Below are 22,737 nucleotides of genomic sequence, written 5' to 3' on the forward strand. Positions count from 1 at the left end.
AGGACGGACTGTCAGTTTCACGACTCAAGGCAGGTTCTCCCGGTTGGCTCCGCCGCCCGTTTCGACCTCACTGCTTCGGGCGCCGGCGGCGCGCACCACCATACTGGCCACTTCTGGCCTGTATCCCACGACCGCTGGGGAAACCCACACGGGACTCGCACGCGCGCGATGCGGAAAAGTGGTACGTCACTTGCCAAGTCGGACGGTGTCGCCGCCCGGTTGCCGCCCCTGTCCAAGGGTGGCGCAGATCACAGCCACAGCCATGCCGCCGAGCAGGAAGAGATAGGAGCCGCTTCCCGCCGCGAAGACGAAGTCGCCTTCCGGTCGGCTGGTGGTGAGAAAGATGACGGCGAGCATCCAGCCACCGGCCGGTGCGACGGCTCCGGCGCGGCTGCCGGTGGCGCGGGCCCCGCCGAGCAGCAGCCCGGCCTCGCCCAGCAGTGCGAGCAGCAGTCCGCCCGGGAACCAGCCGCCCTGCACCAGCGCTCCCGCGAGCCCCACCACCGCCCCGAGCACGAAAAGGCCCAGGTAGGCGGCGACCCGTCCGGCGGAGGGGCGCTGCAGGGGCTGGGCGAGCATCGGCGTCCGGTCGCTCATGACGCGCCCTCGATCCCGGAGAACAGATCGGTCTCCCTGGTGTCCCCGGGTTCCCCGCTCACCAATTCGTAGTACTCGGTGGTGAAGAGGGGTTGCGCGAGTTCGTTGGAGAGCGCGAAGTACGCTCCGGACACGTCGATCTGGGTCGCGTGCGCGGCCATCGCGGCGCTCTTGGCGGCGGCGTACGCCGTGCCGTCGATCTCCGTGGTGATCCGTTCGTCGTCCACCACGCCCGGTACGTCGTCGAGGACGGCGGCCTTGGCGAAGGGGAGGCCCGGCAGGTCGGCGTGGAGCTGCGCGAAGGCCTGCTCGCCGACCGTGCGGGGTACCCGGTTCCAGTAGACCTTCGGGATCCGCCACCCGGCGTCGGCGGCGAGTTCGACGGCGCGCGTGGCGACACGGTGGGCCTGGATGTGATCGGGGTGGCCGTACCCGCCGTGGTCGTCGTAGGTGACGAGGACCTGGGGGCGCACCTCCAGGATCACCTCGACGAGATGACGGGCCGCCTCGTCGACGTCGGCCCGCCAGAAGCAGGCCGGGTCGTCGTTGTCCGGGAGGCCCGTCATTCCGGAGTCCCGGTAGCGCCCGGCGCCGCCGAGCAGGCGGGAGTCCTCGACGCCGAGTGCACGAAGGGCCGAGGTGAGCTCGCCCCGCCGGTGCTCGGCCAGGGCGGCGCCGGTCAGGTGCCGCAGCCCGGGCGGGATGACTTCGCCGAGCTCACCGAGGGTGCAGGTGACCAGGGTCACGCGGGCACCCTCGGCCGCGTACCTGGCCATGGTCGCGCCGTTGTTGATCGACTCGTCGTCCGGGTGCGCGTGCACCAGGAGCAGACGCCGAGCGGGCTGTTCCGTCATGGCCCCAGCCTACGAGGAGCCACCGACGGTCCCGCGCGGCCGGGTCGTCGCGGCGGGGTCGTCGCAGTCGAGTCGTCGCAGTCGCGTCAGAACTTGATGCTGCCGATCATGCCCGCGATGTTGGTCGTCACCTCACTGATCGTCGGTGCGATCGAAGAAGCGGCGAGATAGAAGCCGAGCAGGATGCACACCACGGCGTGCCCGCCCTTCAGTCCCGACTTCTTGACCAACAAGAAGACGATGATCGCCAGCAGCACCACCGCCGAAATCGAGAGTGCCACGGCGGCTCACCTCCAAAGATCCCAAGAGCGCGGGGGTCGGACCGGGGAAGCAGATAAATCCATACGTCAGCCAGCAGGTTCATACCCACTATGCGGTAGTGATCATAACTATCCGGGCCTGCGCATCCGTCGGCGCACGGCCGCACAAGGGGGCGCATGGCCAATATGGTCGGGGCATGACGACCGAGCCTGACTTCTTTCCCCGACGGCACGCCCGCACCCAGCGCTTCACCCTCGGCGCGCCGCGCGCGTTCACCGTGTCGCCCGACGGATCGCGTGTCGTGTTCCTGCGCTCGAACTCCGGCACGGACCGGGCGAATTCGCTGTGGGTGCTCGACGTGGCGGACGGCGGGGAGCGCGTGGCGGCCGATCCGCGCGCCCTTTTGGGCGGCACCGAGGAGCGCCTCTCGCCCGAGGAACGGGCGCGCCGCGAACGCAGCCGCGAGGGCGGTGCCGGCGTCGTCGGCTACGCCACCGACGCGGCCGTCGAATTGGCCTCTTTCGCGTTGTCAGGGCGGCTTTTCACGGCGGAGCTACGGGCCGGCACGGCGCGTGAACTGGCCGTCCCCGGGCCGGTGATCGACCCCCGCCCGGCCCCTGACGGACGGCACATCGCGTATGTCGCCCAGGGCTCCCTGCGGGTCGTGGGCGCCGAGGGCGAGGGCGACCGGGCGCTCGCCGTCCCGGAGTCGGAGCACGTCACCCACGGCCTCGCGGAGTTCATCGCGGCCGAGGAGATGCACCGCACGCGGGGCTTCTGGTGGTCGCCGCGGTCGGACCGGCTGCTGGTCGCGCGCGTGGACGACACGCCGGTGCGGCGCTGGTGGATCTCCGACCCGGCCCACCCCGAGCGTGATCCACAACACGTCCCGTACCCGGCCGCGGGCACCGCCAACGCGGACGTACGGCTGTTCGTGATCGATCTGGACGGGACGCGCACGGAGGTCTCCTGGGACCGGAAGCGCTATCCGTATCTGGCCCATGTGCACTGGTCAGCGGCGGGTGCTCCACTGCTGCTCGTACAGGCGCGCGACCAGCGCAGTCAGCTGTACCTGGCGGTGGACCCGGAGTCCGGCGCGACCCGGATGGTGCACGCGGACGAAGATCCAACTTGGCTGGATCTTTTCCCCGGGGTGCCCTGCTGGAGCCCTTCGGGACAGCTCGTGCGGATCGCGGACGAGGGCGGCGCGCGGGTCCTCGCGGTCGGTGAACGCCCGCTGACCGGACCGCAGTTGCACGTCCGCGCGGTACTGGACGTCACCGCGCACGACGTGCTGGTCTCGGCGTCGGCCGGCGCGGAGGCCGAGTCCCCTCAGACCGGCCAGGTACACGTCTACCGGGTGAACGAGCTCGGAATGGAGCGCGTCTCACAGGAACCCGGCGTGCACTCGGCGGTGCGCGCCGGGGGCGTGACCGTGCTGGTGTCGGCGACCCTCGACCGGCCGGGCACCCGTGCGCGGGTGCTGCGCGACGGCAAGGAGACGGCGACGGTCACATCGTACGCGGAAGATCCCGGTCTGACCCCGCGCGTGACGCTGGTCGAGGGGGGCGCACGGCGGATTCCGTGCGCCGTGCTTTTGCCGCGGGACTACGCCGGTGACAGCCCCCTTCCGGTTTTGCTGGACCCGTACGGGGGCCCGCACGGGCAGCGGGTGGTCGCCGCGCACAACCCGCATCTGACCTCGCAGTGGTTCGCCGACCAGGGCTTCGCGGTGGTCGTGGCCGATGGCCGGGGCACCCCGGGCCGCTCCCCGGGCTGGGAGAAGGCGGTCCGGGACGACCTCGCGGAGGTGGTCCTCCAGGACCAGGTCGACGCGCTCCAGGCACTCGCCGGGGACTTCCCCCTGGACCTCTCCCGGGTCGCGATCCGGGGCTGGTCCTTCGGCGGCTATCTGGCGGCCCTCGCGGCCCTGCGCCGCCCGGACGTCTTCCACGCGGCCGTGGTGGGCGCCCCGGTCACCGACCTCCGCCTGTACGACACCCACTACCAGGAGCGCTACCTCGGCCATCCGGACGAGCAGCCGGAGGTCTACCGCCGCAACTCGCTGGTCGACGACGAGGGTCTGGTCGACGCGGCCGAGCCGCACCGCCCGATGATGATCATCCACGGCCTCGCGGACGACAACGTGGTGGTCGCCCACTCCCTGCGCCTGTCCTCGGCCCTGCTGGCCGCCGGTCGCCCGCACGAGGTGCTGCCGCTGTCCGGCGTGACGCACATGACCCCGCAGGAGACGGTCGCGGAGAACCTGCTGCGGCTTCAGCTGGACTTCCTGAAGCGGTCCTTGGGGATGGCGTAGGCGGTTGGCGCAGGAACAGCAGCGGGCCGGGACGACATGGCGCGTCCCGGCCCGCTTACGGCACCCGCACGGCCGTACGTCGTAGAGCCTGACGCGTCCGTATATCGGAACCGGGTCGGCCAAGTTGCCTCCGTGTTACTCCGGCTCCTCGGCCGGTACGACCTGCTTCTCCTCCGCGAAGTGGCACGCCGAGTCGTGTGCCGCGGGTCCGCCCGCGAACCGGAACTCCGCGGGCACCGCCAGCAGCGGGACCTCCAGCGCACAGCGTTCCCGGGCCTTCCAGCAGCGGGTGCGGAAGCGGCACCCGGACGGGATGTTCGTCGGGGACGGGACGTCGCCGGTGAGGATGATCCGCTCGCGGTGTTCGCGGGCCTCCGGGTCGGGCACCGGCACGGCGGACAGCAGCGCCTGGGTGTAGGGGTGCGTCGGGTGGTCGTAGATCTCCTCGTCCCGGCCGATCTCGACGATCCGCCCGAGGTACATCACCCCGACCCGGTCCGAGATGTGCCGGACGATCGACAGGTCGTGCGCGATGAAGAGGTACGACAGCTCGAACTCGCTCTGGAGCCGGTCCAGGAGGTTGATCACCTGGGCCTGGACGGAGACGTCGAGGGCGGAGACCGGTTCGTCGGCGACGATGACCTCCGGGCGCAGGGCCAGCCCCCTGGCGATGCCGATGCGCTGGCGCTGGCCGCCGGAGAACTGGTGCGGGTAGCGGTTGATGTACTCGGGGTTGAGGCCGACGACGTCCAGCAGGTCCTGGACCTTCCGGCGCCGGTCGCCCTTGGGAGCCACCTCGGGGTGGATGTCGTACGGCTCCCCGATGATGTCGCCGACCGTCATACGGGGGTTGAGCGAGGTGTACGGGTCCTGGAAGACCATCTGGATGTTGCGGCGGACCGACTTGAGCGCCTTGCCGGAAAGCTTGGTGATGTCCTCGCCCTTGTACTTGATCAACCCTTGCGTCGGGCGCTCGAGATTGACCAGCATCTTGGCGACGGTCGACTTGCCGCAGCCGGACTCCCCGACGATGCCGAGGGTCTCCCCCTTGTGCAGCGTGAAGTCCACGCCGTCCACGGCCTTGACGGCACCGACCTGTTTCTTGAACAGAATGCCCTGGGTCAACGGGTAGTGCTTGACCAGTCCACTCACTTCCAGGATCGGCTCAACCATTGAGGCACTCCGTCCAGAAGTGACAGGCACTCGTGCGTCTGTCGTCAACGTCGTACAGAGGCGGCACGTCGGTGCGGCACACGTCCCGAGCCATCGGGCAGCGGGGGTTGAAGGGGCAGCCCGGCGGGATGTTCATCAGGTTGGGCGGCAACCCCTTGATCGCGTACAGCTCCTGCCCCTTCTGGTCGAGACGGGGGATGGAGTCGAGGAGCCCGCGGGTGTAGGGGTGGGCCGGCGCCTTGTAGATGTCGTGGACGGGGGCCTGTTCGACGATCCGTCCGGCGTACATGACGGCGATCCGGTCGGCGACGTCCGCGACGACACCGAGGTCGTGGGTGATGAGGATGAGCCCCATGTGGTACTCGCGCTGGAGCTCGGCGAGCAGGTCCATCACCTGGGCCTGGACGGTGACGTCGAGCGCGGTGGTCGGTTCGTCGGCGATGATCAGCGCGGGTTCCAGGGCGAGGGCCATCGCGATCATGATGCGTTGGCGCATGCCGCCGGAGAACTGGTGCGGGTAGTCCTTCACACGTTGCCCGGCGGCCGGAATGCGCACACGGTCCATCAGCTCGACGGCCTTGGCCCGCGCGTCCTTCTTCGACATCCCCCGGTGCACGACGAACATCTCGCCGAGCTGGTCGCCGACGGAGAGCACGGGGTTGAGGGAGGACAGCGCGTCCTGGAAGATCATCGCCATCTCGGCGCCACGGACCTTGCGCCGCTCGTCCTCCTTCAGCTTCAGCAGGTCCTGGCCCCGGAAGACGATCTCGCCCCCGGTGATCCTCCCGGGAGGCATGTCGAGGATCCCCATGATCGCCTGCGCGGTCACCGACTTCCCCGACCCGGACTCCCCGAGCACCGCGAGAGTCTCCCCCGCGTCCACCCCGTAGTCGACCCCGTTGACCGCTTTGGCCACCCCGTCCCTGGTCCTGAACTCCACATGCAGATCACGCACTTCGAGCAACACGACGACTCACCTCGGCTTCGGGTCGGGGCGTCGCGGGGAGCGCCGGGGGCGGGAGGAACGGGGAACGGGGAGGGGGTGTGGGGGCGGGGCAGCAGGAACGGGGGCGTGGCGAGGCAGGTGACGAGACCTCCGACGGCCGCCCCGGACCCACCGCGCGACGACCACGAGACGCCCGGCCGCTCGCTCGCCCGCACGGAGCGCCCGCGCCGACACAGCACCACCGGAGTGACCCGGGCCTCATACCGCGCTCCGTCGCCGGAGCACTACAACCGCTCGCCTCACGGACGACACCGCCCGAAGGCCGGCCCTCTCCCGCGGTCGCCGTCATCTCCCGTCACCTCAGCTTCGGGTCGAGGGCGTCGCGGACCGCGTCGCCGAGCATGATGAAGGCGAGGACCGTGATCGCGAGGGCTCCGGCGGGCCAGAGGAGCATGTGGGGGGCGTTGCGGATGTACGCGGAGGCCGCGGAGATGTCGATGCCCCAGCTGACGGTGGGGGGCTTGAGGCCCACGCCGAGGTACGACAGGGTCGCCTCAAGGGAGATGTATGTGCCGAGCGCGATGGTCGCGACCACGATCACCGGGGCGACCGCGTTCGGGGTGATGTGGCGCAGCAGCAGGCGGGAGTTGGAGGCGCCCAGCGCCCTGGCCGCCTGCACGTAGTCGTTCTGTTTGGCGGTGATCACCGAGCCGCGCGCGATGCGGGAGATCTGCGGCCAGCCCAGCAGCACCATGAACCCGATGACCGGCCACACCGTGCTGCTCGTGACGACCGAGAGGAGCACCAGGCCGCCGAGGATCACGGGGATCGCGAAGAAGATGTCGGTGGTGCGGGACAGGATCGAGTCCGAGAAGCCTCCGAAGAACCCGGCGAGGCCGCCGAGGATCGACCCGAGGATCGCGACGCCCAGCGTGGCGCAGACGCCGACCGTCACGGACGTACGGGCGCCGTAGACCGTGCGCGTGTAGACGTCGCAGCCCTGGCCGTCGTAGCCGAAGGGATGCCCCGGCTGGGAGCCCTCCTGGGCCTTGGAGAGGTCGCACTTGAGCGGATTGCCCGAGGCGATCAGCGACGGCCACAGGGAGATGACGACCAGGAAGAGGATCACCAGCGCGGAGATGATGAAGACCGGGTTGCGGCGCAGGTCGCGCCAGGCGTCGGACCACAGCGAGCGGGGCCTGTCCTGGGGGCCCGTACCGTCGGGGCCCTTCTCCAGGGTGGTCGCCTCGCTCACGGCGAGGTCCATCGCGCCGCCCATTCCGGTCCCGGCGATCGCGCCCTCTTGCTGCTGGGGTTCAGGCATAGCGGATCCTGGGGTCGAGGACGGCGTACAGGAGGTCGACGATCAGGTTGGCCGCCAGGAACACCAGGACGAGGACGGTGACGAAGCCGACCACGGTCTGGGTGTTCTGGCGCAGGATGCCCTGGTAGAGCTGGTAGCCGACGCCGTGGATGTTGAAGATGCGCTCGGTGACGATCGCACCGCCCATCAGGGCGCCGATGTCGGTGCCGATGAAGGTGACGACGGGGATGAGCGAGTTGCGGAGAAGGTGCCGCACGATGACCCGCCGTCTCGGCAGGCCCTTGGCCACCGCTGTACGGACGTAGTCGGACCGCCTGTTCTCCGCGATGGACGTGCGGGTCAGCCGGGTCACGTACGCCAGCGACACGGACGCGAGGACCAGACCCGGCACGAGCAGTTCGCCGAAGGTGGCGTCGGTGGACACCGAGGGTTTGATCCAGCCCCACTCCACGCCGAGGAGCAGCTGGAGCAGCAGACCGGTGACGAAGGTGGGCACGGAGATCACGACGAGGCTGAGCAGGAGGACCGAGGTGTCGACGGGCCGGCCGCGCTTGAGTCCGGTGATCACGCCCAGCGTGATGCCGACGACGATCTCGATGAGGATCGCGACGATCGTCAGCCGGATGGTGACGGGGAACGCCGTCGCCATCAGCTCGGTGACCTTCTGGCCGTTGAACGCGGTGCCGAAGTCGCCGGTGAAGACGTTCCCCATGTAGGTGAGGTATTGCTGCCAGACCGGCTTGTCGAGGCCGAACTCCTTCTTGAGCTGGGCGGACGTCGCCGCGTCGCACTGCTTGTCGCCGCACAGGCCCGCGATGGGGTCGCCCATCACGTTCACCATGAGGAAGATCAGCAGGGTCGACCCGATGAACACCGGGATCATCTGGAGCAGCCGCCGGAGGACGTACCGTCCCATGGCGGGGTCAGCCGGCCTTGATCTCGTTGTAGACGGGGACGCTGAACGGGTTGAGCTTCACGTTCGAGAGCCGCTCCGAGTAGCCCGCGCTGCCGTTCTGGTACCAGAGCGGGATGGCGGCCATGTTGTCCCGTACGACCTTCTCGGCCTCCTGGAACTTCTGGACCGCCTTGCCGGTGTCGGTCTCGGCGTTGGCCTCGTTCACGAGCTTGTCGAAGTCCTTGTTGGACCACTTGCCGTCGTTGGAGGAGGCGTTGGTGTAGTAGAGCGGCTGGAGGAAGTTCTGGATGAGTGGGTAGTCCATCTGCCAGCCCGCCCGGAAGGGGCCGCTCATCTTCTTCGCGGTGATCTGGCTGCGGAAGTCGGCGAAGGTGCCGACGGGGTTGCCGACGCAGGCCTTGTCGTTGCCGAGGGCGTTGTTGATGGAGTTGCAGACGGCGTCGACCCACTGCTTGTGGGAGCCGGTGTCCGCGTTGTATGTGATCTTGATCTGGCCGCCGGGGAGTCCGCCGCCCTCCTTGACGAGCTTCTTGGCCGCGGCGGGGTCGTAGTCGCAGGCGTCCCCGCACAGTCCGTCCTGGAAGCCGCCCTCCTTGCCGAGGACCGGGGAGGTCCAGTCGGTGGCGGGGGTGCGGGTCTTCTGGAAGATCGTCTCGGTGATCTGGGCACGGTCGATCGCCCGGGACAGGCCGGTGCGGACCTTCTCCATGCCGGCCTTGTTCCACTTCTTGTCGTAGTACGGGAAGGCGAGGGTCTGGATGATGCCGGCCGGGGTGTTGATGTAGCGGCCGCCGAGGTCGCTCTTGACGTTCTTGAGTTGGGCGGCCGGGACGTCGTCGACCAGGTCGAGGTTGCCGGCCATGAGGTCGGTGTAGGCGGTGTTGTTGTCGGTGTAGACCTTGAGGGTCACCCCGCCGTTCTGCGCCTTGTCGGGGCCGGGGTAGCCGTCCCACTTCTTCAGGGCCATCTGCGAGCCCTTGGTGTACGAGTCGATGGTGTACGGCCCGTTGCCGACCGGCTTCTTCAGCCAGCCCGCGTGGTCGGTGAAGAAGGCCTGCGGGAGCGGGGCGTAGGCCGGGTAGCCGAGGGTGTCGGGGAAGGTCGAGAACTTCTGGTTGAGCTTGACGGTGAAGGTCCTCGGGCCGGTGACCTTGAGTCCGGAGAGGGTGTCGGCGCTCTGCTTGCCGCCGTCGTCGGGGTGCGTCTTGTCGTAGCCGTCGATGTAGCCGAAGAAGTAGGCGTTCTTCTGGTTGTTCTTGAGGGAGGCGCCGTAGTTCCAGGCGTCCACGAAGGACTTGGCGGTGACCTTCTCGCCGTTGCTGAAGGTCCAGCCGTCCTTGACGGTGATCGTGAAGTTCTGCGAGTCGCTCGTGTCGATCTTCTCGGCGAGCATGTCCTCGGCCTTGCCCGTCTCCGGGTTGTACTTCTTCAGGTTGCGGAAGATCATGTCGAGGACCTTGCCGCCCTGCACCTCGTTGGTGTTGGCCGGCTCCAGCGGGTTCTGCGGGTCACCCCAGGAGGAGCTCAGCACGGCGCCGGCGTCACCGCTGCCACCGCTGTCGCCGCCGCTGTCCCCACCACCGCAGGCCGTCGCCGCGAGGGCTGCCGCGGCCGCGCAAGCGGCCCATCTGGCGTGCGTGGCTCCACGCATGGAGTGCCTCCTCGAGAATGCGCAGGTACGCGCCGTGGCCCCGACGCCGGAGCGCTGATCCGTTACCGGTCAATATCGCCATACCGCGCATACCGTGCATTCCGGGCGGCCCATACGCAGGACAGCCCCACCCGTATGGGGGTCCTTCGGGGTCCTCTCGACCCGTGAGGCCCGTCACCACTCCCCTGTGATGCGTGAGGCCGCCACCGCGACCGACGACCTCGTCGCGGCGGCCGTCGTCGGGGCGGTCGGGGAGGGCAAGGGGCAACTCATGGACGGCTGGGACTCCGAGGCCGACGCGGTGCCGTACAACCTGCCGCGGGCCGTCTTCGACGCCATGCACGCGGTCGGCGGGCGGGTCGAAGCCTCGACGGTCCGCCCCAACCTCGGTTGACGCGCAGAACCCTCCCATTCCCCCAGTCCCGCCTCCCGCCGCACGAGCGCGTTCGTTGCCGGGTCGCGGCATCAGCTCTTCACCAGGCCCCCTTCACCTGTCTGGACCAATATCTGCGGCATCGGACATCAACTCACCGTTTCCGCAGGCCACGGTGGCTTCACACGCCGTTGACGCACGCGGACCGCCGCTGGTAGACACACTCATCACCCCACCGCGCCCCCAGGCAGAATCCGATCGCGAAGTCCGAACAAGCCGTCCCTGTGCGAACGATGACGCGAGGTCACGATTCATGAGCACACAAGACCAGCACGGCACAAGGCGTTCACACCCGAGAAGCACCCGCCCCCGCTTACTCCGGCTCGTCGTGACCGCCGTCGCCCTCGCTGTGACGTTCTCGGCCGGCCTCGTGACTCCGCTCGACCCGGCGCCCCAACGGGCGGAGGCAGCCGACGGCAAGAAGGTCCTCACCGTGGCTGTCGCGCAGAGTGTGGACTCGCTGAGCCCCTTCCTGGCGGTGCGCCTTCTCAGCACGAGCATCCTGCGGCTGACCTACGAGTACCTCACGGACTACGACCCCGGGGACGCCCATCCGGTCCCGGGCCTGGCCACCAAGTGGGCGCCGTCCGCGGACAAACTCACCTGGACGTACACGATCCGCTCCGACGCCACGTGGTCGGACGGGCAGAAGGTGACCGCCCAGGACGCGGCCTGGACCTTCAACAAGATGATGACCGACGAGGCGGCCGCCACCGCGAACGGCAGTTTCGTCGGCAACTTCAGCAAGGTGACGGCGCCGAGTCCCACCAAGCTGGTCATCGAGCTGAAGAAGCCGCAGGCCACCATGACCGCGCTCGACGTGCCGATCGTGCCCGAGCATGTGTGGAAGGACGTCTCGGACTTCTCGAAGTTCAACAATGACAAGTCCTTCCCCGTCGTCGGCGACGGACCGTTCGTGCTCGCCGACTACAAGGCGGACAGCTACGTCAGGCTCAAGGCCAACAAGAGCTTCTGGCGCGGGGCGCCCAAGTTCGACGAGCTGGTCTTCAAGTACTACAAGGACCAGGACGCCGCCGTCGCCGCCCTGCGCAAGGGCGAGGTCTCGTTCGTCGCGGGCCAGCCCGCCCTGACACCGGCTCAGGCCGCCTCCCTCAAGGGCCAGAAGGACATCAAGGTCAACGACGCCCCCGGCCGCCGCTTCTACGCCCTCGCCACCAACCCCGGCGCCCGGGCGAAGAACGGCCAGAAGTTCGGTGACGGCGACCCCTCGCTGCTGGACCAACGCGTACGGAACGCCCTGTTCATGGCGGTGGACCGAAAGGCCATCATCGACAAGGTCTTCCAGGGGCACGCGGTCGAGGGGCAGGGCTACATCCCGCCACGCTTCTCGACGTACTTCTGGAAGCCCTCGGCGAGCCGGACGCTCTCCTACGACCCCGCGAAGGCCGCCCAGCTCCTCGACCGGGCCGGCTACCGGAAGAACGCCGCCGGCAAGCGGGTCGGCAAGGACGGCAAGCCCCTGAACTACCGCGTGCTGTGCCACGCCACCGACCCGAACGACAAGGCGGTCGGCCAGTACCTCAAGGAGTGGTGGGGCAAGCTCGGCATCGGAATGACGCTCGACTGCCTGGACAACGTCACCGACCCCTGGCTCGCCGGCAAGTACGACCTGGCCTTCGACGGCTGGTCGGTCAACCCCGACCCCGACTTCGTGCTGTCGATCCACACCTGTGCGGCCCTGCCCGCGACCCCGAAGGACACCGGCGCGACGGACAACTTCATCTGTGACAAGGCCTACGACGAGCTGTACGCCAAGCAGCTCGCGGAGTACGACTCCGCAAAGCGGGCCACTCTCGTCAAGCAGATGGAGTCACGCCTGTACGACCTGGGGTACATGAACGTCATGGCCTATCCGAACGCCGTCGAGGCCTACCGCACCGACCAGATCAAGTCGATCGAGACGATGCCCGAGGCGGCGGGCAACATCTACGGCCAGGACGGTTACTGGAGCTGGTGGTCGGCTGTTCCGGCCGACTCCGACTCCTCCTCCGGGGGCTCCTCGACCGGGGTGGTCGTCGGTGTCGTCGCGGGGGTAGTGGTCCTCGCCGGCGCCGGGCTCTTCCTCGCGAGGCGTCGCCGCACCACCGCCGACGACCGCGAATAGGTGGTCCATGGTCTCCGACGCGGTAACAGCGCCCGTCGCCAGGGCGAGACGGCCCGGCACCGGCACCGCCTATCCGAGGTACGTGGCGGCCAAGGTGGGCGGCGCCGCCGTCTCGCTGCTGGCCGTCCTCGTCACCGGGTTCTTCCTGTTCCGTCTGATCCCCGGCGACCCGGTCAAGACCATGACGGGCGGCCGTCCCGTCTCGGCCGCCCAGCTCGCCGCCTACCGCAAGGAGTTCGGGCTCGACCTGCCGTTGTGGGAGCAGTTCACGAACTACTGCGGCAAGGCACTCACCGGTGACCTGGGGACCTCGTACCAGTTCCGCGCCCCGGTCATCGACAAGATCACCGAGGCGTTGCCGAACACCCTGCTGCTGACCGGCACGGCCTTCGTCCTCTACACGGTGCTCGGTATGTTCCTCGGCACCCGCACCGCCTGGCGGAGCGGCGGGCTCGGCGACCGGCTGAACACCGGCCTGGCGCTGACGCTGTACTCCGTCCCGTCGTTCTGGCTGGGCCTGCTGCTGATCATCGTGTTCGGCGTGGGCCTCGGCCCGGTCCCGGGGCTGTTCCCGACCGGCGGCATGGAGTCGGGCGGCGAGGAGGGCCTCGCGTACGTCGTCGACGTCGCCCACCACCTCGTACTCCCGGTACTCACCCTGGTCGCCGTCGAGTACGGCCAGACGCTGCTGGTGACGCGCTCGGCGCTGCTCGACGAGATGGGCAGCGACTACCTCACGACGGCCCGCGCGAAGGGGCTCCGGGACGACCTGGTCCGACGCCGGCACGCCGTGCCCAACGCACTGCTGCCCACGGTCACCCTGGTCTTCATCAACCTCGGCCGGACCGTCGCGGGCGTCATCCTGGTCGAGACCGTCTTCTCCTGGCCGGGCCTGGGCGGATTGTTCTACCAGGCGCTGAGCGTGCCCGACCTGCCCCTGGTCCAGGGGCTGTTCCTCTTCTTCGCCTCGGCGGTGATCGTCATGAACACGCTGGCCGACCTGATCTATCCACTGCTCGACCCGCGGGTGGGCCGATGACCACCGACCTGGTCAAGGCCACCCCCCGTCGACTCGCGTGGCAGCGCCGCCGTCGGTCCGCCGCACGGTTCTGGAAGAGCTACCGCAGGCACGGAGCCGGGTTGCTCGGCCTGGGCGCGCTCGTCCTGTTCGGTCTCGCCGCGCTGACCGCGCCGCTGACGGTCGGCTCCGACGTCGCCGGCGTGACGGATGCCCCGGGCGCTCCACTGGAGGCGCCGAGCGGTGAATTCCCGCTGGGCACCGACCGGTTCGGGCGCGATCTGCTGGGACTGGTCATCTGGGGGGCACGGGTCTCGCTCCTCGTAGGGCTGCTCGCGGCGGTGCTCTCGGTGGCGATCGGTGCGGTCGTGGGCATCACCACCGGGCACTTCAAGGGCATGTACGCGACCGTGCTGATGCGGATCACGGACTGGTTCCTGGTGATGCCGACGCTGGTGCTCGCCATCGCGCTGGCCACCGTGATGTCCCGCTCCCTCGGCACGGTGATCCTCGCGATCGGCGTCACCTCGTGGCCGACGACGGCCCGGCTGGTGCGTGCCCAGACGCTCTCGGTGGAGTCACGGCCGTACATCGAACGGGCCAAGGCGCTCGGCGGCGGCCACTGGCACATCATGACCCGGCATGTCCTGCCCAACGTGATGCCGCTGGTCCTCGCCCAGACAACGCTGATGATCTCCTCCTCGGTGCTCGCCGAGGCGACGCTCGCCTTCCTCGGCCTCGGTGATCCGACGGTCATCTCCTGGGGCGGGCTGCTGCAGGACGCGCGCGAGGCCGGCGCGGTCAGTGCCGGCGACTGGTGGTACCTGGTGCCGCCCGGCATCGCGATCGCCTTGGTCGCGCTGGCGTTCACCCTGTGCGGGCGGGCGGTGGAGTCCGTGCTCAATCCCAGGCTGGGGGTGACCCGTTGAGCCTTCTCCAGGTCCGGAACCTGACCGTCACGTATCCGGGCGGAACCGAAGCCGTACGCGGCGTGGACCTGTCGCTGGAAGCCGGACGCAAGCTGGGCATCGCCGGCGAGTCGGGGTGCGGCAAGTCCACGCTGGCGCTGGCCCTGCTGCGGCTGCTTCCGGCCGGTACGGAGGTCGGCGGGCAGATCCTGCTCGACGGGGAGGACGTCCTGACCATGCGATGGGGGCGGGTCCGCGCGGTGCGCTGGGCGGGCGCTTCGATCGTCTTCCAGGGCGCCATGCACTCGCTCAACCCCGTGCACCGGGTCGGCGACCAGATCGCCGAGCCGATCCTGCTGCACGGCGGGGCGACCCCGGGCGCGGCGAGGAAACGGGCCGGCGAGCTGCTGGAGCACGTGGGGCTGCCGGCCGCGCGGGCGCGGGCGTATCCGCACGAGCTCTCCGGCGGCCAGCGCCAGCGCGTCATGATCGCCATGGCGCTCGCCTGCGACCCGCGGCTCGTCATCGCCGACGAACCGACGACGGCCCTGGACGTGATGATCCAGGCGCAGATCCTCCGGCTCATCCAGCAGTCGGTCGCCGAGCAGGAGTTGGGCCTGATCATGATCAGCCACGACCTGACGGTGCTCGCCTCCACCTGTGACCGGCTGGCCGTGATGTACGCGGGCCGGGTGGTCGAGGAGGGGCCCGCCCGAGCGGTCTACGAGGCCGCACTGCACCCGTACGGCAAGGCCCTGTCGGCGGCGTTCCCGCGCATCGGCGACGCGGCCTCCCGGTTCGCGCCGCACGGCCTGGCCGGCGACCCGCCCGACCCGGCCGCGCTGCCCTCCGGCTGCACCTTCCATCCGCGCTGCCCGGTGGCGCTGGACGTCTGTGCCACACAGGATCAGGCGCTGCGCGAGGCGGGCCAGGGGCGGCGTGCGGCGTGCGTGCACGTGGGGTCGTCGGTGCCGCCTCCGGCCGGTCCGGCCCTGGACGTCAGGAGCAGCACATGACGACTCCCCCTCCCCTCCTCAGCGCCCGGGGCCTGCACGTCACCTTCCCCGGACGCCACGGCTCCGCGCCGGCCCGCGCCGTCGACGGCGTCGAACTCGACATCGGTGCCGGGGAGATCGTGGCCCTCGTCGGCGAGTCGGGGTGCGGCAAGACGACACTGGCGCGCTCGCTGCTGGGCCTGGTCCGGCCGACCTCCGGGAGCGTCCGCTTCGACGGAAAGCCTCTGGTGTACTCCTCCCGGGCATTGAAGGCCTACCGCAAACGCGTCCAGCTGGTGCTCCAGGACCCCAGCGGATCGCTGAACCCCCGGCACACGGTGTACGAGGCGGTCGCCGAGGGGCTGCGGATCCACGGACACGGGGGTGACGAGCGGGCGGCGGTCGCCGAGGCCCTCTCCCGGGCGGGCCTGCGTCCGCCCGAGCGCTTCTTCCTGCGGTACCCGTACGAGCTGTCCGGCGGCCAGCGTCAACGGGTCGTCATCGCCGGCGCGTTGGTCCTGGAGCCCGAACTCATCGTGGCCGACGAGCCGGTGGCCTCGCTGGACGCCTCCGTGCGTGGCGAGATCCTCGCCCTGCTGCTGCGCCTGCGCACCGAACTGGGCCTGTCCGCCCTGGTGGTGACCCATGATCTGGGTCTGGCCTGGAACGTCGCCGACCGGGTCGCGGTGATGTACCTCGGCCGGATCGTGGAGACGGGCACGGTGGAGCAGGTCCTGACGGCTCCCCGGCATCCGTACACCCAGGCGCTGTTGTCGGTCCTCCCGGAGGCGCCGGGCGAGCCGGTGGTGCTGAGCGGTGAGCCTCCGGATCCGTCCAGGATTCCCTCCGGTTGCCGTTTCCACGCCCGCTGCCAGGTCCTGGCCTCGGGCGAGGCGGAGCGGGCGGGCGTCGCGGACAGGTGCCGCACGGAGGACCTGGAGGTGCTGCGGGGCGGGGACGAGACGCAGGTGGCCTGCCACTGGGCCCGGACCCGGGTCTCCTCCTGACGCTGTTCCCGGCATGGACCGCGGGGTGGTGGGGCCCCGGTCACCGCCTGCCATGGCGGCCCGCCCTCATCGCCGGTGAACGCTCGACAACGCGCGGCTGCAGACAGCGAAGCCGGTCTCCGCTCACCGCTGGACATGCCGGTTCCCGGCACCCTCGAGGGTGCCGGGAACCGTGACGGTGTGCTGAGTGGCGTCAGGCCGCGTGCACGACGTCCTTGTCCTCGGCGAAGTGGCAGGCCGACTCGTGGGCCGCCGGGGTGTCCGAGCCCTTGAAGCGCTCGGGAATCGCCAGGAGCGGCGTCTCCTCCGCGCACTTGTCCTGCGCCTTCCAGCACCGGGTGCGGAAACTGCAGCCGGACGGCGGGTTGGCCGGGGAGGGCACGTCACCGGTGAGGATGATCCGCTCGCGGTGCTCGCGGGCCTCCGGATCCGGCACGGGGACCGCCGACAGCAGCGCCTGGGTGTAGGGGTGCGTCGGGTGCTCGTAGATCTGCTCGTCGGTGCCGATCTCGGCCATCTTGCCGAGGTACATCACACCCACGCGGTCAGAGATGTGCCGGACGATCGACAGGTCGTGCGCGATGAAGATGTAGGACAGGTTGAACTCGTCCTGCAGTCCCTCCATCAGGTTGATGACCTGCGCCTGGACCGACACGTCCAGCGCGGACACCGGCTCGTCGCAGATGATGATCTCCGGGTTGAGCGCGAGGCCGCGGGCGATGCCGATGCGCTGGCGCTGACCGCCGGAGAACTGGTGCGGGTAGCGGTTGATGTACTCCGGGTTGAGGCCGACGACGTCCAGCAGTTCCTGGACCTTCCTGCGCCGGTCGCCCTTGGGGGCCACTTCCGGGTGGATCTCGAACGGCTCCCCGATGATGTCGCCCACCGTCATGCGCGGGTTGAGGGAGGTGTACGGGTCCTGGAAGATCATCTGGATGTTGCGGCGGACCGCCTTGAGGGCCTTGCCGGACAGCTTGGTGATGTCCTGGCCCTTGTAGAAGACCTCGCCCGCCGTCGCCTGCTCCAGGCTCATCAGGAGCTTCGCAACCGTCGACTTGCCACAGCCCGACTCGCCCACGATGCCCAGGGTCTCGCCCTGGTACAGGTCGAAGGAGATGCCGTCGACGGCCTTCACGGCGCCGACCTGCCGCTTGATGACGATGCCCATGGTCAGCGGGAAGTGCTTCACCAGGTTGCGCACCTGCAGGATCGGCTCACCCCGCTCGACGGGCGCGTCGAGGGCGGCGACAGCCTCCTCCGGCGAGTGCACGTCGGCGATCTCCACGTCGGAGACGTTGGGCGTCGCGTCCTGAGGCTCGGCTGCCTTGGTCGGCTCAGCCATGGATCGTCTCCTTCCAGAAGTGGCACGCGCTGGCGCGGCCGGGCAGTTCCGTCCCGTCCCGCTCCGTCACCGCAACCAGCGGCGGAGAGTCGGTACGGCAGATGTCCTGTGCCTTGTCGCACCGCGGGTTGAAGGCACAACCCTGGGGCACCTTGAGCAGGTTGGGCGGCAGACCCTTGATCGCGTAGAGGTCCTGGCCCTTCTGGTCCAGCCGCGGGATCGAGTCGAGCAGGCCGCGGGTGTAGGGGTGGGCAGGGCGCTTGTACAGCTCGTGCACCGGCGCCGTCTCCACGATCCGGCCCGCGTACATCACCGCGATCTTGTCGGCGACGTCCGCGACCACTCCCAGGTCGTGGGTGATCAGGATGAGGCCCATCTGGTACTCGCGCTGCAACTCCGCCAGCAGGTCCATCACCTGGGCCTGGACCGTCACGTCGAGAGCCGTGGTGGGCTCGTCCGCGATGATCAGGTCCGGCTCCAGGGCGAGCGCCATGGCGATCATGATGCGCTGGCGCATACCGCCGGAGAACTGGTGCGGGTAGTCGTTCACCCGGGCCGCGGCGGCCGGGATCTTCACCCGGTCCATCAGCTCGACGGCCTTGGCCTTGGCCGCTTTGCGCGATGCTCCCTGGTGCACCCGGAACATCTCACCGAGCTGGAACCCCACACTGAGCACGGGGTTGAGCGAGGAGAGTGCGTCCTGGAAGATCATCGCGATGCGCGCACCGCGGAGCTTGCGCCGCTCCTCCTCTGCCATGGTGAGCATGTCCCGGCCACGGAAGCGGATCTCACCCTGGGGGATGCGGGCGGGCGGCATGTCGAGGATGCCCATGATCGCCTGCGCGGTCACGGACTTGCCGGAGCCGGACTCGCCGAGAACCGCGAGGGTCTCACCGGACTCCACCGTGTAGTTCACGCCGTTGACGGCGCGGACCACGCCCTCGCGGGTGTTGAACTCCACGTGCAGGTCCCGCACTTCCAGCAGCGGGGCTGTCGTCTCGCCGGCACGCGGAGCCGGGATGGCGTCTGTCGGGTCGATGATGGTCACGTACGCCTCCCTCAGCGCATCTTGGGGTCGAAGGCGTCGCGAACCACGTCGCCGAGCATGATGAAGGCCAGCACGGTGAGGCTCAGTGCGCCGGCCGGGAACAGCAACGCGTGCGGCGAGGTCAGGAACCTGTCCTGAGCGTCACTGATCATCACGCCCCAGGAGATGTTCGGGTACTGGATGCCGATGCCGAGGTAGGACAGTGCGGCCTCGGCACCGATGTACACCCCGAGGTTCATGGTGGTGATGACGATGACGGGGGCGAGCGTGTTGGGCAGAATGTGCCGGAAAGCGATCCGCCACGAGTCCGCGCCCAGCGCCCGGGCGGCCGTCACGTAGTCGTTGTACTTGTTCGCGATGACCTCGCCCCGCATGATCCGGAAGACCTGCGGCCAGCCGAGGATCGCCATGATGAGCGAGACCGACCACACGTCGCCGCCGCCCCAGATCGACATGATCAGCAGACCGCCGACGATGAGCGGCAGGCCCGCGAACACCTCGGTGATCCGGGACAGCAGAGCGTCGGTCCAGCCGCCGATCAGGCCGGCCAGCATGCCTACCAGCCCGCCGATCAGGGTGGTGGCGATGGTGGTCACGACCCCGACGACGATCGAGTTGCGGGTGCCGTACACGGTGCGCGTGTAGATGTCGCAGCCCTGCACGTCGAAGCCGAACAGGTGCCCGGACGAGGGCCCGTTCATGGAGTCCTGCAGCTGGCAGAACCCGCCCGAGAACGGGGAGCGCGCCGTGAACAGGCTGGGCGCGATCGCCAGCGCGAGCAGGCCCAGGATGACCAGAGCCGTCACGATGAACATGGGCCGCTTGCGCAGGTCGGCCCAGCCGTCCCTGAGCAGGCTCGCCTGCCGGGCCGCGGCCTTCTCCTCGGCCTCGATCTCCTTGGCGAGGGCGTCCTCGTCGGTGGTGGGCCGTTCCAGCGTCTTCTCACTCATAACGGATCCTCGGGTCGAGCACGGCGTACAGCAGGTCTACGAGGAGGTTGGCGACCAGGTAGATCAGCACCAGCAGGGTCACCAGACCGACCACGACGGGCCGCTCGCGCAGATATACGGACTGGGCCAACTGGCCACCGATGCCCGGCATGTTGAACACGCGCTCGGTGATGATGGCGCCGCCCATGAGGGCACCCAGGTCGAAGCCCAGGAACGTGATGACCGGGATCATGGAGTTGCGCAGGGCGTGCACACCGATGACCCGGCGCCGCGGCAGACCCTTGGCGACCGCGGTACGGACGTAGTCGGCCCGGATCGACTCCGCCATGCTCGTCCGCACCAGCCGTGCGATGTAGGCCATGGAGGTCGAGGCGAGCACGACGGCCGGAAGGATGTAGCTCTGCGGCCACCCCTTCTCGATGCCGGCGACCGGTGTGATCTTGAGGCTCACGCCGAACTCCAGCTGTAGCACGGCACCGAGCACGAAGACCGGGACCGAGATCAGCACGAGCGTGGCGACCAGCACCACGTTGTCGAGGAACTTGCCCCTCTTCAACGCCGACATGATGCCGGCCAGGATGCCGATGACGCCTTCGATGGCGAAGGCGGTCAGCCCCAGCTTCAGGGTGACGGGGAATCGCTCGGAGACGATGTCGGAGATGGCCCGGCCGTTGTACGTCTCACCGAGGTCGCCGGTGAAGACGCCGCTGATGTAGTGCCAGTACTGCTGGTACAGCGGCTCGTTGAGGTGGTAGTGATCGCGAAGGATCGCCGCGATGTTGGGGTCGGCGCGCTTGTCGCCGGCCAATGCCTGGATCGGGTCGCCGGGCAGAGCGAAGACCAGGCAGAAGATGATGAACGTAACGCCTATCGCCACAGGGATCACCTGCAGGAGACGGCGCACCACGTATCGGCCCATCGGTACTCCAGAGGGGTGCTCGAACCGCCCACGGCCGTGGGGGACGGCACTGACGGACGGGAGACGGCAGAAGGGGTGAGCAGGGGAGGGCTACGAGCCTTTCCCCCTGCTCACCCTGCGGTCCGTTGGGTAGGACCTGCTCAGTTACGGATCAGCTGAGCTTGACCGTGTCCCAGAGGATCTGGTGACCGGCGATCGACATCGACTTGATCTTGTCGCTGAAGCCGGCGTTCAGCGTGTAGAAGTACACCGGGATGTACGGCATGTCCTTCAGCAGGACGTCGTCCGCCTGCTGGTAGATCTTGACCGACTCCTCGTGCGTCGCGGCCTTGTCGCCTTGGGCGAGGAGCTTCTCGAAGTCCTCGTTGACGTAGCCGGAGTAGTTGGAGCCGTTGGCGATGGCGTCCTTCGAGAAGACCGGGCGGAGGTAGTCCTCCATGTCCGGGTAGTCCATGCTCCACGCCATACGGAACGCGCCCTGGTACTTCTTGGCGTCCAGGTCGTTCAGGATGGTCTGGAACTGCTCGAACGGCTTGGCCGTCACCTTCAGGCCCAGGTTCTGCTGGAGCTGGTTGGCGACCGCCTCGATCCACTCCTTGTGGCCGCCGTCGGCGTTGTAGCCGAGCTCCAGCTTGTTGCCCGGCAGCCCGCCGCTCTTCTTGTAGAGCTCCTTGGCCTTGGCCACGTTCAGCGTGCACGCGTCACCGCAGGCGCCCTTGCGGTAGCCGTCGATGATCGGGCTGATGTAGTCGTCGGCGGGCGTACGCGCACCGAGGAAGACCTTCTCCGAGATCGTCTTCCGGTCGATCGCCATGGAGATGGACTTGCGGAGGTCCGCGTTCTGGAAGGCCTTGTTGTACTTGATCGGGAAGCCGATGTAACCGACGGCCGAGTCGGCCTCGTCGATCGTGCGACCCGGCAGGTCCTTCTTGTACGTCGGCAGGCCCGAGTTCGGGATCGTCAGCAGCGAGTCGAGGTTGCCGGCGACGAGGTCCTTGTAGGCCGTGTCCGGGTTCGAGTAGATCTTGAAGTCGACACCCTTGACCTCGATCTTCGAGGCGTCCGGGTACTTGTCGTACTTCGTGGTGTTGATCGCCTCGTTGTGCTTGAACTTGCCCGATATCTTGAAGGGGCCGTTGCCGATCGGGGCCTCTCCGAAGCCCTTCGGGTCCTTGAAGAACGCCTTGGGCAGCGGCACGAACGCCGTGAACGACAGCTGCGACGTGAACGCCGCGAACGGGGCGGTGAGGGTGACCTGGAGCGTGTTGTCGTCAACCGCCTTCAGACCCGACAGCTTGTCGGTCGTCGGCTTCTTGCCCTCGCCCGGGTTCAGGTCGCTGTAGCCCTGGATGTGGCTGAACAGCGGGTTGGTCTGCTGGGCGTTGGTCTGGTCGGCGCCGTAGTTCCAGGCGTCGATGAAGGACTGGGCGGTGACCTTCTCGCCGTTGTGGAAGGTGTAGCCGGGCTTCAGCTTGATCGTCCAGACCTTGTTGTCCTTGGTCTCGATCGACTGCGCCATGGCGTTGACGACCTTGTTGCTGGCGTCAAGCTTGGTCAGACCCGTGAAGAGGGCGTTGATGACCTGGCCACCCTCGGTCTCGTACGTGTTGGTGGGAACCAGGCCGTTCTGCGGTTCGCCGATCATCACCGACACAACGCCGTTGCCCTTGCCGCTGCCCGAGCTGCCGTCGTCCCCGCCACCGCCACAGGCTGTTGCACCCAGTGCCACAACGGCAGCTATCGCAACCCACTTGGCGCTCTTGGCACCACGCATGGGGCTCCTCCTCATGAGTCCATTGATTCATCGCATGAGAGAGCACATGACACCACCGTCGCCGGTCCTGAATGGTCAAGTGCCCCCACGCTCGCGAGTCGGCGCCACCTGCAGCACGCGCCCCGTTCACCCGAGCTCTACGCGCCTAACTATCTGCCATGTGTCATTACCGAACCACA

20 protein-coding genes are annotated in these 22,737 nt (G+C 68.6%); 7 read left to right on the plus strand and 13 right to left on the minus strand.

The annotated features are described in order from the left end of the window. Nucleotides 1–186: 186 nt before the first annotated feature. From ACFVYN_RS07305 to ACFVYN_RS07315, 3 genes are all read right to left on the minus strand, one after another. Nucleotides 187–597 carry a DUF6113 family protein gene (locus ACFVYN_RS07305; RefSeq protein WP_389993771.1) on the minus strand — a complete coding sequence of 137 codons (411 nt, stop codon included), beginning with the start codon at nucleotides 595–597 and terminating at the stop codon, nucleotides 187–189. Continuing rightward, a complete protein-coding gene (mshB, locus tag ACFVYN_RS07310; protein ID WP_389993774.1) occupies nucleotides 594–1,451 on the minus strand; it encodes an N-acetyl-1-D-myo-inositol-2-amino-2-deoxy-alpha-D-glucopyranoside deacetylase in 858 nt (285 codons plus the stop codon). Before mshB ends, ACFVYN_RS07305 begins: the two co-directional genes overlap by 4 nt. Before the next feature lie 86 nt (nucleotides 1,452–1,537). Next, nucleotides 1,538–1,732, minus strand: a complete 195-nt coding sequence (locus ACFVYN_RS07315) for a hypothetical protein (protein ID WP_389993777.1) — start codon at nucleotides 1,730–1,732, stop codon at nucleotides 1,538–1,540. Nucleotides 1,733–1,908: 176 nt separating this feature from the next. On the opposite strand from ACFVYN_RS07315, the gene ACFVYN_RS07320 reads away from it, so the two are divergent. Next, complete coding sequence (locus ACFVYN_RS07320; RefSeq protein ID WP_389993780.1) at nucleotides 1,909–4,029, plus strand: prolyl oligopeptidase family serine peptidase; 2,121 nt, start codon at nucleotides 1,909–1,911, stop codon at nucleotides 4,027–4,029. 135 nt (nucleotides 4,030–4,164) lie between these two features. On the opposite strand, the gene ACFVYN_RS07325 is transcribed toward ACFVYN_RS07320, so the two are convergent. From ACFVYN_RS07325 to ACFVYN_RS07345, 5 genes are all read right to left on the minus strand, one after another. Next, nucleotides 4,165–5,202 carry an ABC transporter ATP-binding protein gene (locus ACFVYN_RS07325; protein WP_389993783.1) on the minus strand — a complete coding sequence of 346 codons (1,038 nt, stop codon included), beginning with the start codon at nucleotides 5,200–5,202 and terminating at the stop codon, nucleotides 4,165–4,167. Next, entirely contained in the window at nucleotides 5,195–6,169 is a 975-nt protein-coding gene (locus tag ACFVYN_RS07330) for an ABC transporter ATP-binding protein (RefSeq protein WP_389993786.1), read from the minus strand. The genes ACFVYN_RS07325 and ACFVYN_RS07330 overlap by 8 nt, the downstream gene beginning before the upstream one ends. Before the next feature lie 334 nt (nucleotides 6,170–6,503). Next, complete coding sequence (locus ACFVYN_RS07335; RefSeq protein ID WP_389993789.1) at nucleotides 6,504–7,472, minus strand: ABC transporter permease; 969 nt, start codon at nucleotides 7,470–7,472, stop codon at nucleotides 6,504–6,506. Next, nucleotides 7,465–8,388, minus strand: a complete 924-nt coding sequence (locus tag ACFVYN_RS07340; protein ID WP_389993791.1) for an ABC transporter permease — start codon at nucleotides 8,386–8,388, stop codon at nucleotides 7,465–7,467. The genes ACFVYN_RS07335 and ACFVYN_RS07340 overlap by 8 nt, the downstream gene beginning before the upstream one ends. A 7-nt stretch (nucleotides 8,389–8,395) precedes the next feature. Next, nucleotides 8,396–10,039 (minus strand): ABC transporter substrate-binding protein, encoded by a 1,644-nt coding sequence (locus ACFVYN_RS07345; protein WP_389993793.1) that lies wholly within the window; start codon nucleotides 10,037–10,039, stop codon nucleotides 8,396–8,398. A gap of 190 nt (nucleotides 10,040–10,229) precedes the next feature. Between ACFVYN_RS07345 and ACFVYN_RS07350 the strand changes: the two genes are divergently transcribed. The 6 genes from ACFVYN_RS07350 to ACFVYN_RS07375 all read left to right on the plus strand — a co-directional run bounded on the left by ACFVYN_RS07350 (nucleotide 10,230) and on the right by ACFVYN_RS07375 (nucleotide 16,525). Next, nucleotides 10,230–10,433, plus strand: a complete 204-nt coding sequence (locus ACFVYN_RS07350; RefSeq protein ID WP_389993795.1) for a hypothetical protein — start codon at nucleotides 10,230–10,232, stop codon at nucleotides 10,431–10,433. A 292-nt stretch (nucleotides 10,434–10,725) separates the two neighbouring features. Continuing rightward, nucleotides 10,726–12,597: an ABC transporter substrate-binding protein gene (locus ACFVYN_RS07355; protein ID WP_389993797.1), complete on the plus strand. Its 1,872-nt coding sequence runs from the start codon at nucleotides 10,726–10,728 to the stop codon at nucleotides 12,595–12,597. A 7-nt stretch (nucleotides 12,598–12,604) separates the two neighbouring features. Beyond that, nucleotides 12,605–13,636 (plus strand): ABC transporter permease, encoded by a 1,032-nt coding sequence (locus ACFVYN_RS07360; protein ID WP_389993799.1) that lies wholly within the window; start codon nucleotides 12,605–12,607, stop codon nucleotides 13,634–13,636. Continuing rightward, nucleotides 13,633–14,544 carry an ABC transporter permease gene (locus ACFVYN_RS07365; protein ID WP_389993801.1) on the plus strand — a complete coding sequence of 304 codons (912 nt, stop codon included), beginning with the start codon at nucleotides 13,633–13,635 and terminating at the stop codon, nucleotides 14,542–14,544. The genes ACFVYN_RS07360 and ACFVYN_RS07365 overlap by 4 nt, the downstream gene beginning before the upstream one ends. Further along, nucleotides 14,541–15,539 (plus strand): ABC transporter ATP-binding protein, encoded by a 999-nt coding sequence (locus ACFVYN_RS07370; protein WP_389993804.1) that lies wholly within the window; start codon nucleotides 14,541–14,543, stop codon nucleotides 15,537–15,539. The genes ACFVYN_RS07365 and ACFVYN_RS07370 overlap by 4 nt, the downstream gene beginning before the upstream one ends. Then, nucleotides 15,536–16,525: an ABC transporter ATP-binding protein gene (locus ACFVYN_RS07375; RefSeq protein ID WP_389993807.1), complete on the plus strand. Its 990-nt coding sequence runs from the start codon at nucleotides 15,536–15,538 to the stop codon at nucleotides 16,523–16,525. Before ACFVYN_RS07370 ends, ACFVYN_RS07375 begins: the two co-directional genes overlap by 4 nt. A 193-nt stretch (nucleotides 16,526–16,718) precedes the next feature. Here the strand turns inward: ACFVYN_RS07375 and ACFVYN_RS07380 are convergent, their stop codons facing one another. The 5 genes from ACFVYN_RS07380 to ACFVYN_RS07400 all read right to left on the minus strand — a co-directional run bounded on the left by ACFVYN_RS07380 (nucleotide 16,719) and on the right by ACFVYN_RS07400 (nucleotide 22,558). Next, a complete protein-coding gene (locus ACFVYN_RS07380; RefSeq protein WP_389993809.1) occupies nucleotides 16,719–17,867 on the minus strand; it encodes an ABC transporter ATP-binding protein in 1,149 nt (382 codons plus the stop codon). After that, nucleotides 17,860–18,915, minus strand: a complete 1,056-nt coding sequence (locus tag ACFVYN_RS07385) for an ABC transporter ATP-binding protein (protein ID WP_389993811.1) — start codon at nucleotides 18,913–18,915, stop codon at nucleotides 17,860–17,862. Before ACFVYN_RS07385 ends, ACFVYN_RS07380 begins: the two co-directional genes overlap by 8 nt. 11 nt (nucleotides 18,916–18,926) lie before the next feature. After that, nucleotides 18,927–19,865, minus strand: coding sequence for an ABC transporter permease (locus tag ACFVYN_RS07390; protein ID WP_389993814.1), 939 nt, complete (start codon nucleotides 19,863–19,865; stop codon nucleotides 18,927–18,929). After that, nucleotides 19,858–20,784: an ABC transporter permease gene (locus ACFVYN_RS07395; RefSeq protein ID WP_389993817.1), complete on the minus strand. Its 927-nt coding sequence runs from the start codon at nucleotides 20,782–20,784 to the stop codon at nucleotides 19,858–19,860. The genes ACFVYN_RS07390 and ACFVYN_RS07395 overlap by 8 nt, the downstream gene beginning before the upstream one ends. Nucleotides 20,785–20,935: 151 nt before the next feature. Beyond that, complete coding sequence (locus ACFVYN_RS07400; RefSeq protein WP_389993820.1) at nucleotides 20,936–22,558, minus strand: ABC transporter substrate-binding protein; 1,623 nt, start codon at nucleotides 22,556–22,558, stop codon at nucleotides 20,936–20,938. Nucleotides 22,559–22,737: the final 179 nt, after the last annotated feature.

This window comes from Streptomyces sp. NPDC058307 (assembly GCF_042880295.1).
Classification (GTDB): Bacteria; Actinomycetota; Actinomycetes; order Streptomycetales; family Streptomycetaceae; genus Streptomyces.

Bases quoted from the DNA above. Each gene is read 5' to 3' on its own strand.
- ACFVYN_RS07305 (WP_389993771.1), bottom strand. From the start codon at position 597: ATGAGCGACCGGACGCCGATGCTCGCCCAGCCCCTGCAGCGCCCCTCC.
- mshB (WP_389993774.1), bottom strand. From the start codon at position 1,451: ATGACGGAACAGCCCGCTCGGCGTCTGCTCCTGGTGCACGCGCACCCG.
- ACFVYN_RS07320 (WP_389993780.1), top strand. From the start codon at position 1,909: ATGACGACCGAGCCTGACTTCTTTCCCCGACGGCACGCCCGCACCCAG.
- ACFVYN_RS07325 (WP_389993783.1), bottom strand. From the start codon at position 5,202: ATGGTTGAGCCGATCCTGGAAGTGAGTGGACTGGTCAAGCACTACCCG.
- ACFVYN_RS07335 (WP_389993789.1), bottom strand. From the start codon at position 7,472: ATGCCTGAACCCCAGCAGCAAGAGGGCGCGATCGCCGGGACCGGAATG.
- ACFVYN_RS07340 (WP_389993791.1), bottom strand. From the start codon at position 8,388: ATGGGACGGTACGTCCTCCGGCGGCTGCTCCAGATGATCCCGGTGTTC.
- ACFVYN_RS07345 (WP_389993793.1), bottom strand. From the start codon at position 10,039: ATGCGTGGAGCCACGCACGCCAGATGGGCCGCTTGCGCGGCCGCGGCA.
- ACFVYN_RS07350 (WP_389993795.1), top strand. From the start codon at position 10,230: ATGCGTGAGGCCGCCACCGCGACCGACGACCTCGTCGCGGCGGCCGTC.
- ACFVYN_RS07355 (WP_389993797.1), top strand. From the start codon at position 10,726: ATGAGCACACAAGACCAGCACGGCACAAGGCGTTCACACCCGAGAAGC.
- ACFVYN_RS07360 (WP_389993799.1), top strand. From the start codon at position 12,605: ATGGTCTCCGACGCGGTAACAGCGCCCGTCGCCAGGGCGAGACGGCCC.
- ACFVYN_RS07365 (WP_389993801.1), top strand. From the start codon at position 13,633: ATGACCACCGACCTGGTCAAGGCCACCCCCCGTCGACTCGCGTGGCAG.
- ACFVYN_RS07375 (WP_389993807.1), top strand. From the start codon at position 15,536: ATGACGACTCCCCCTCCCCTCCTCAGCGCCCGGGGCCTGCACGTCACC.
- ACFVYN_RS07380 (WP_389993809.1), bottom strand. From the start codon at position 17,867: ATGGCTGAGCCGACCAAGGCAGCCGAGCCTCAGGACGCGACGCCCAAC.
- ACFVYN_RS07390 (WP_389993814.1), bottom strand. From the start codon at position 19,865: ATGAGTGAGAAGACGCTGGAACGGCCCACCACCGACGAGGACGCCCTC.
- ACFVYN_RS07395 (WP_389993817.1), bottom strand. From the start codon at position 20,784: ATGGGCCGATACGTGGTGCGCCGTCTCCTGCAGGTGATCCCTGTGGCG.
- ACFVYN_RS07400 (WP_389993820.1), bottom strand. From the start codon at position 22,558: ATGCGTGGTGCCAAGAGCGCCAAGTGGGTTGCGATAGCTGCCGTTGTG.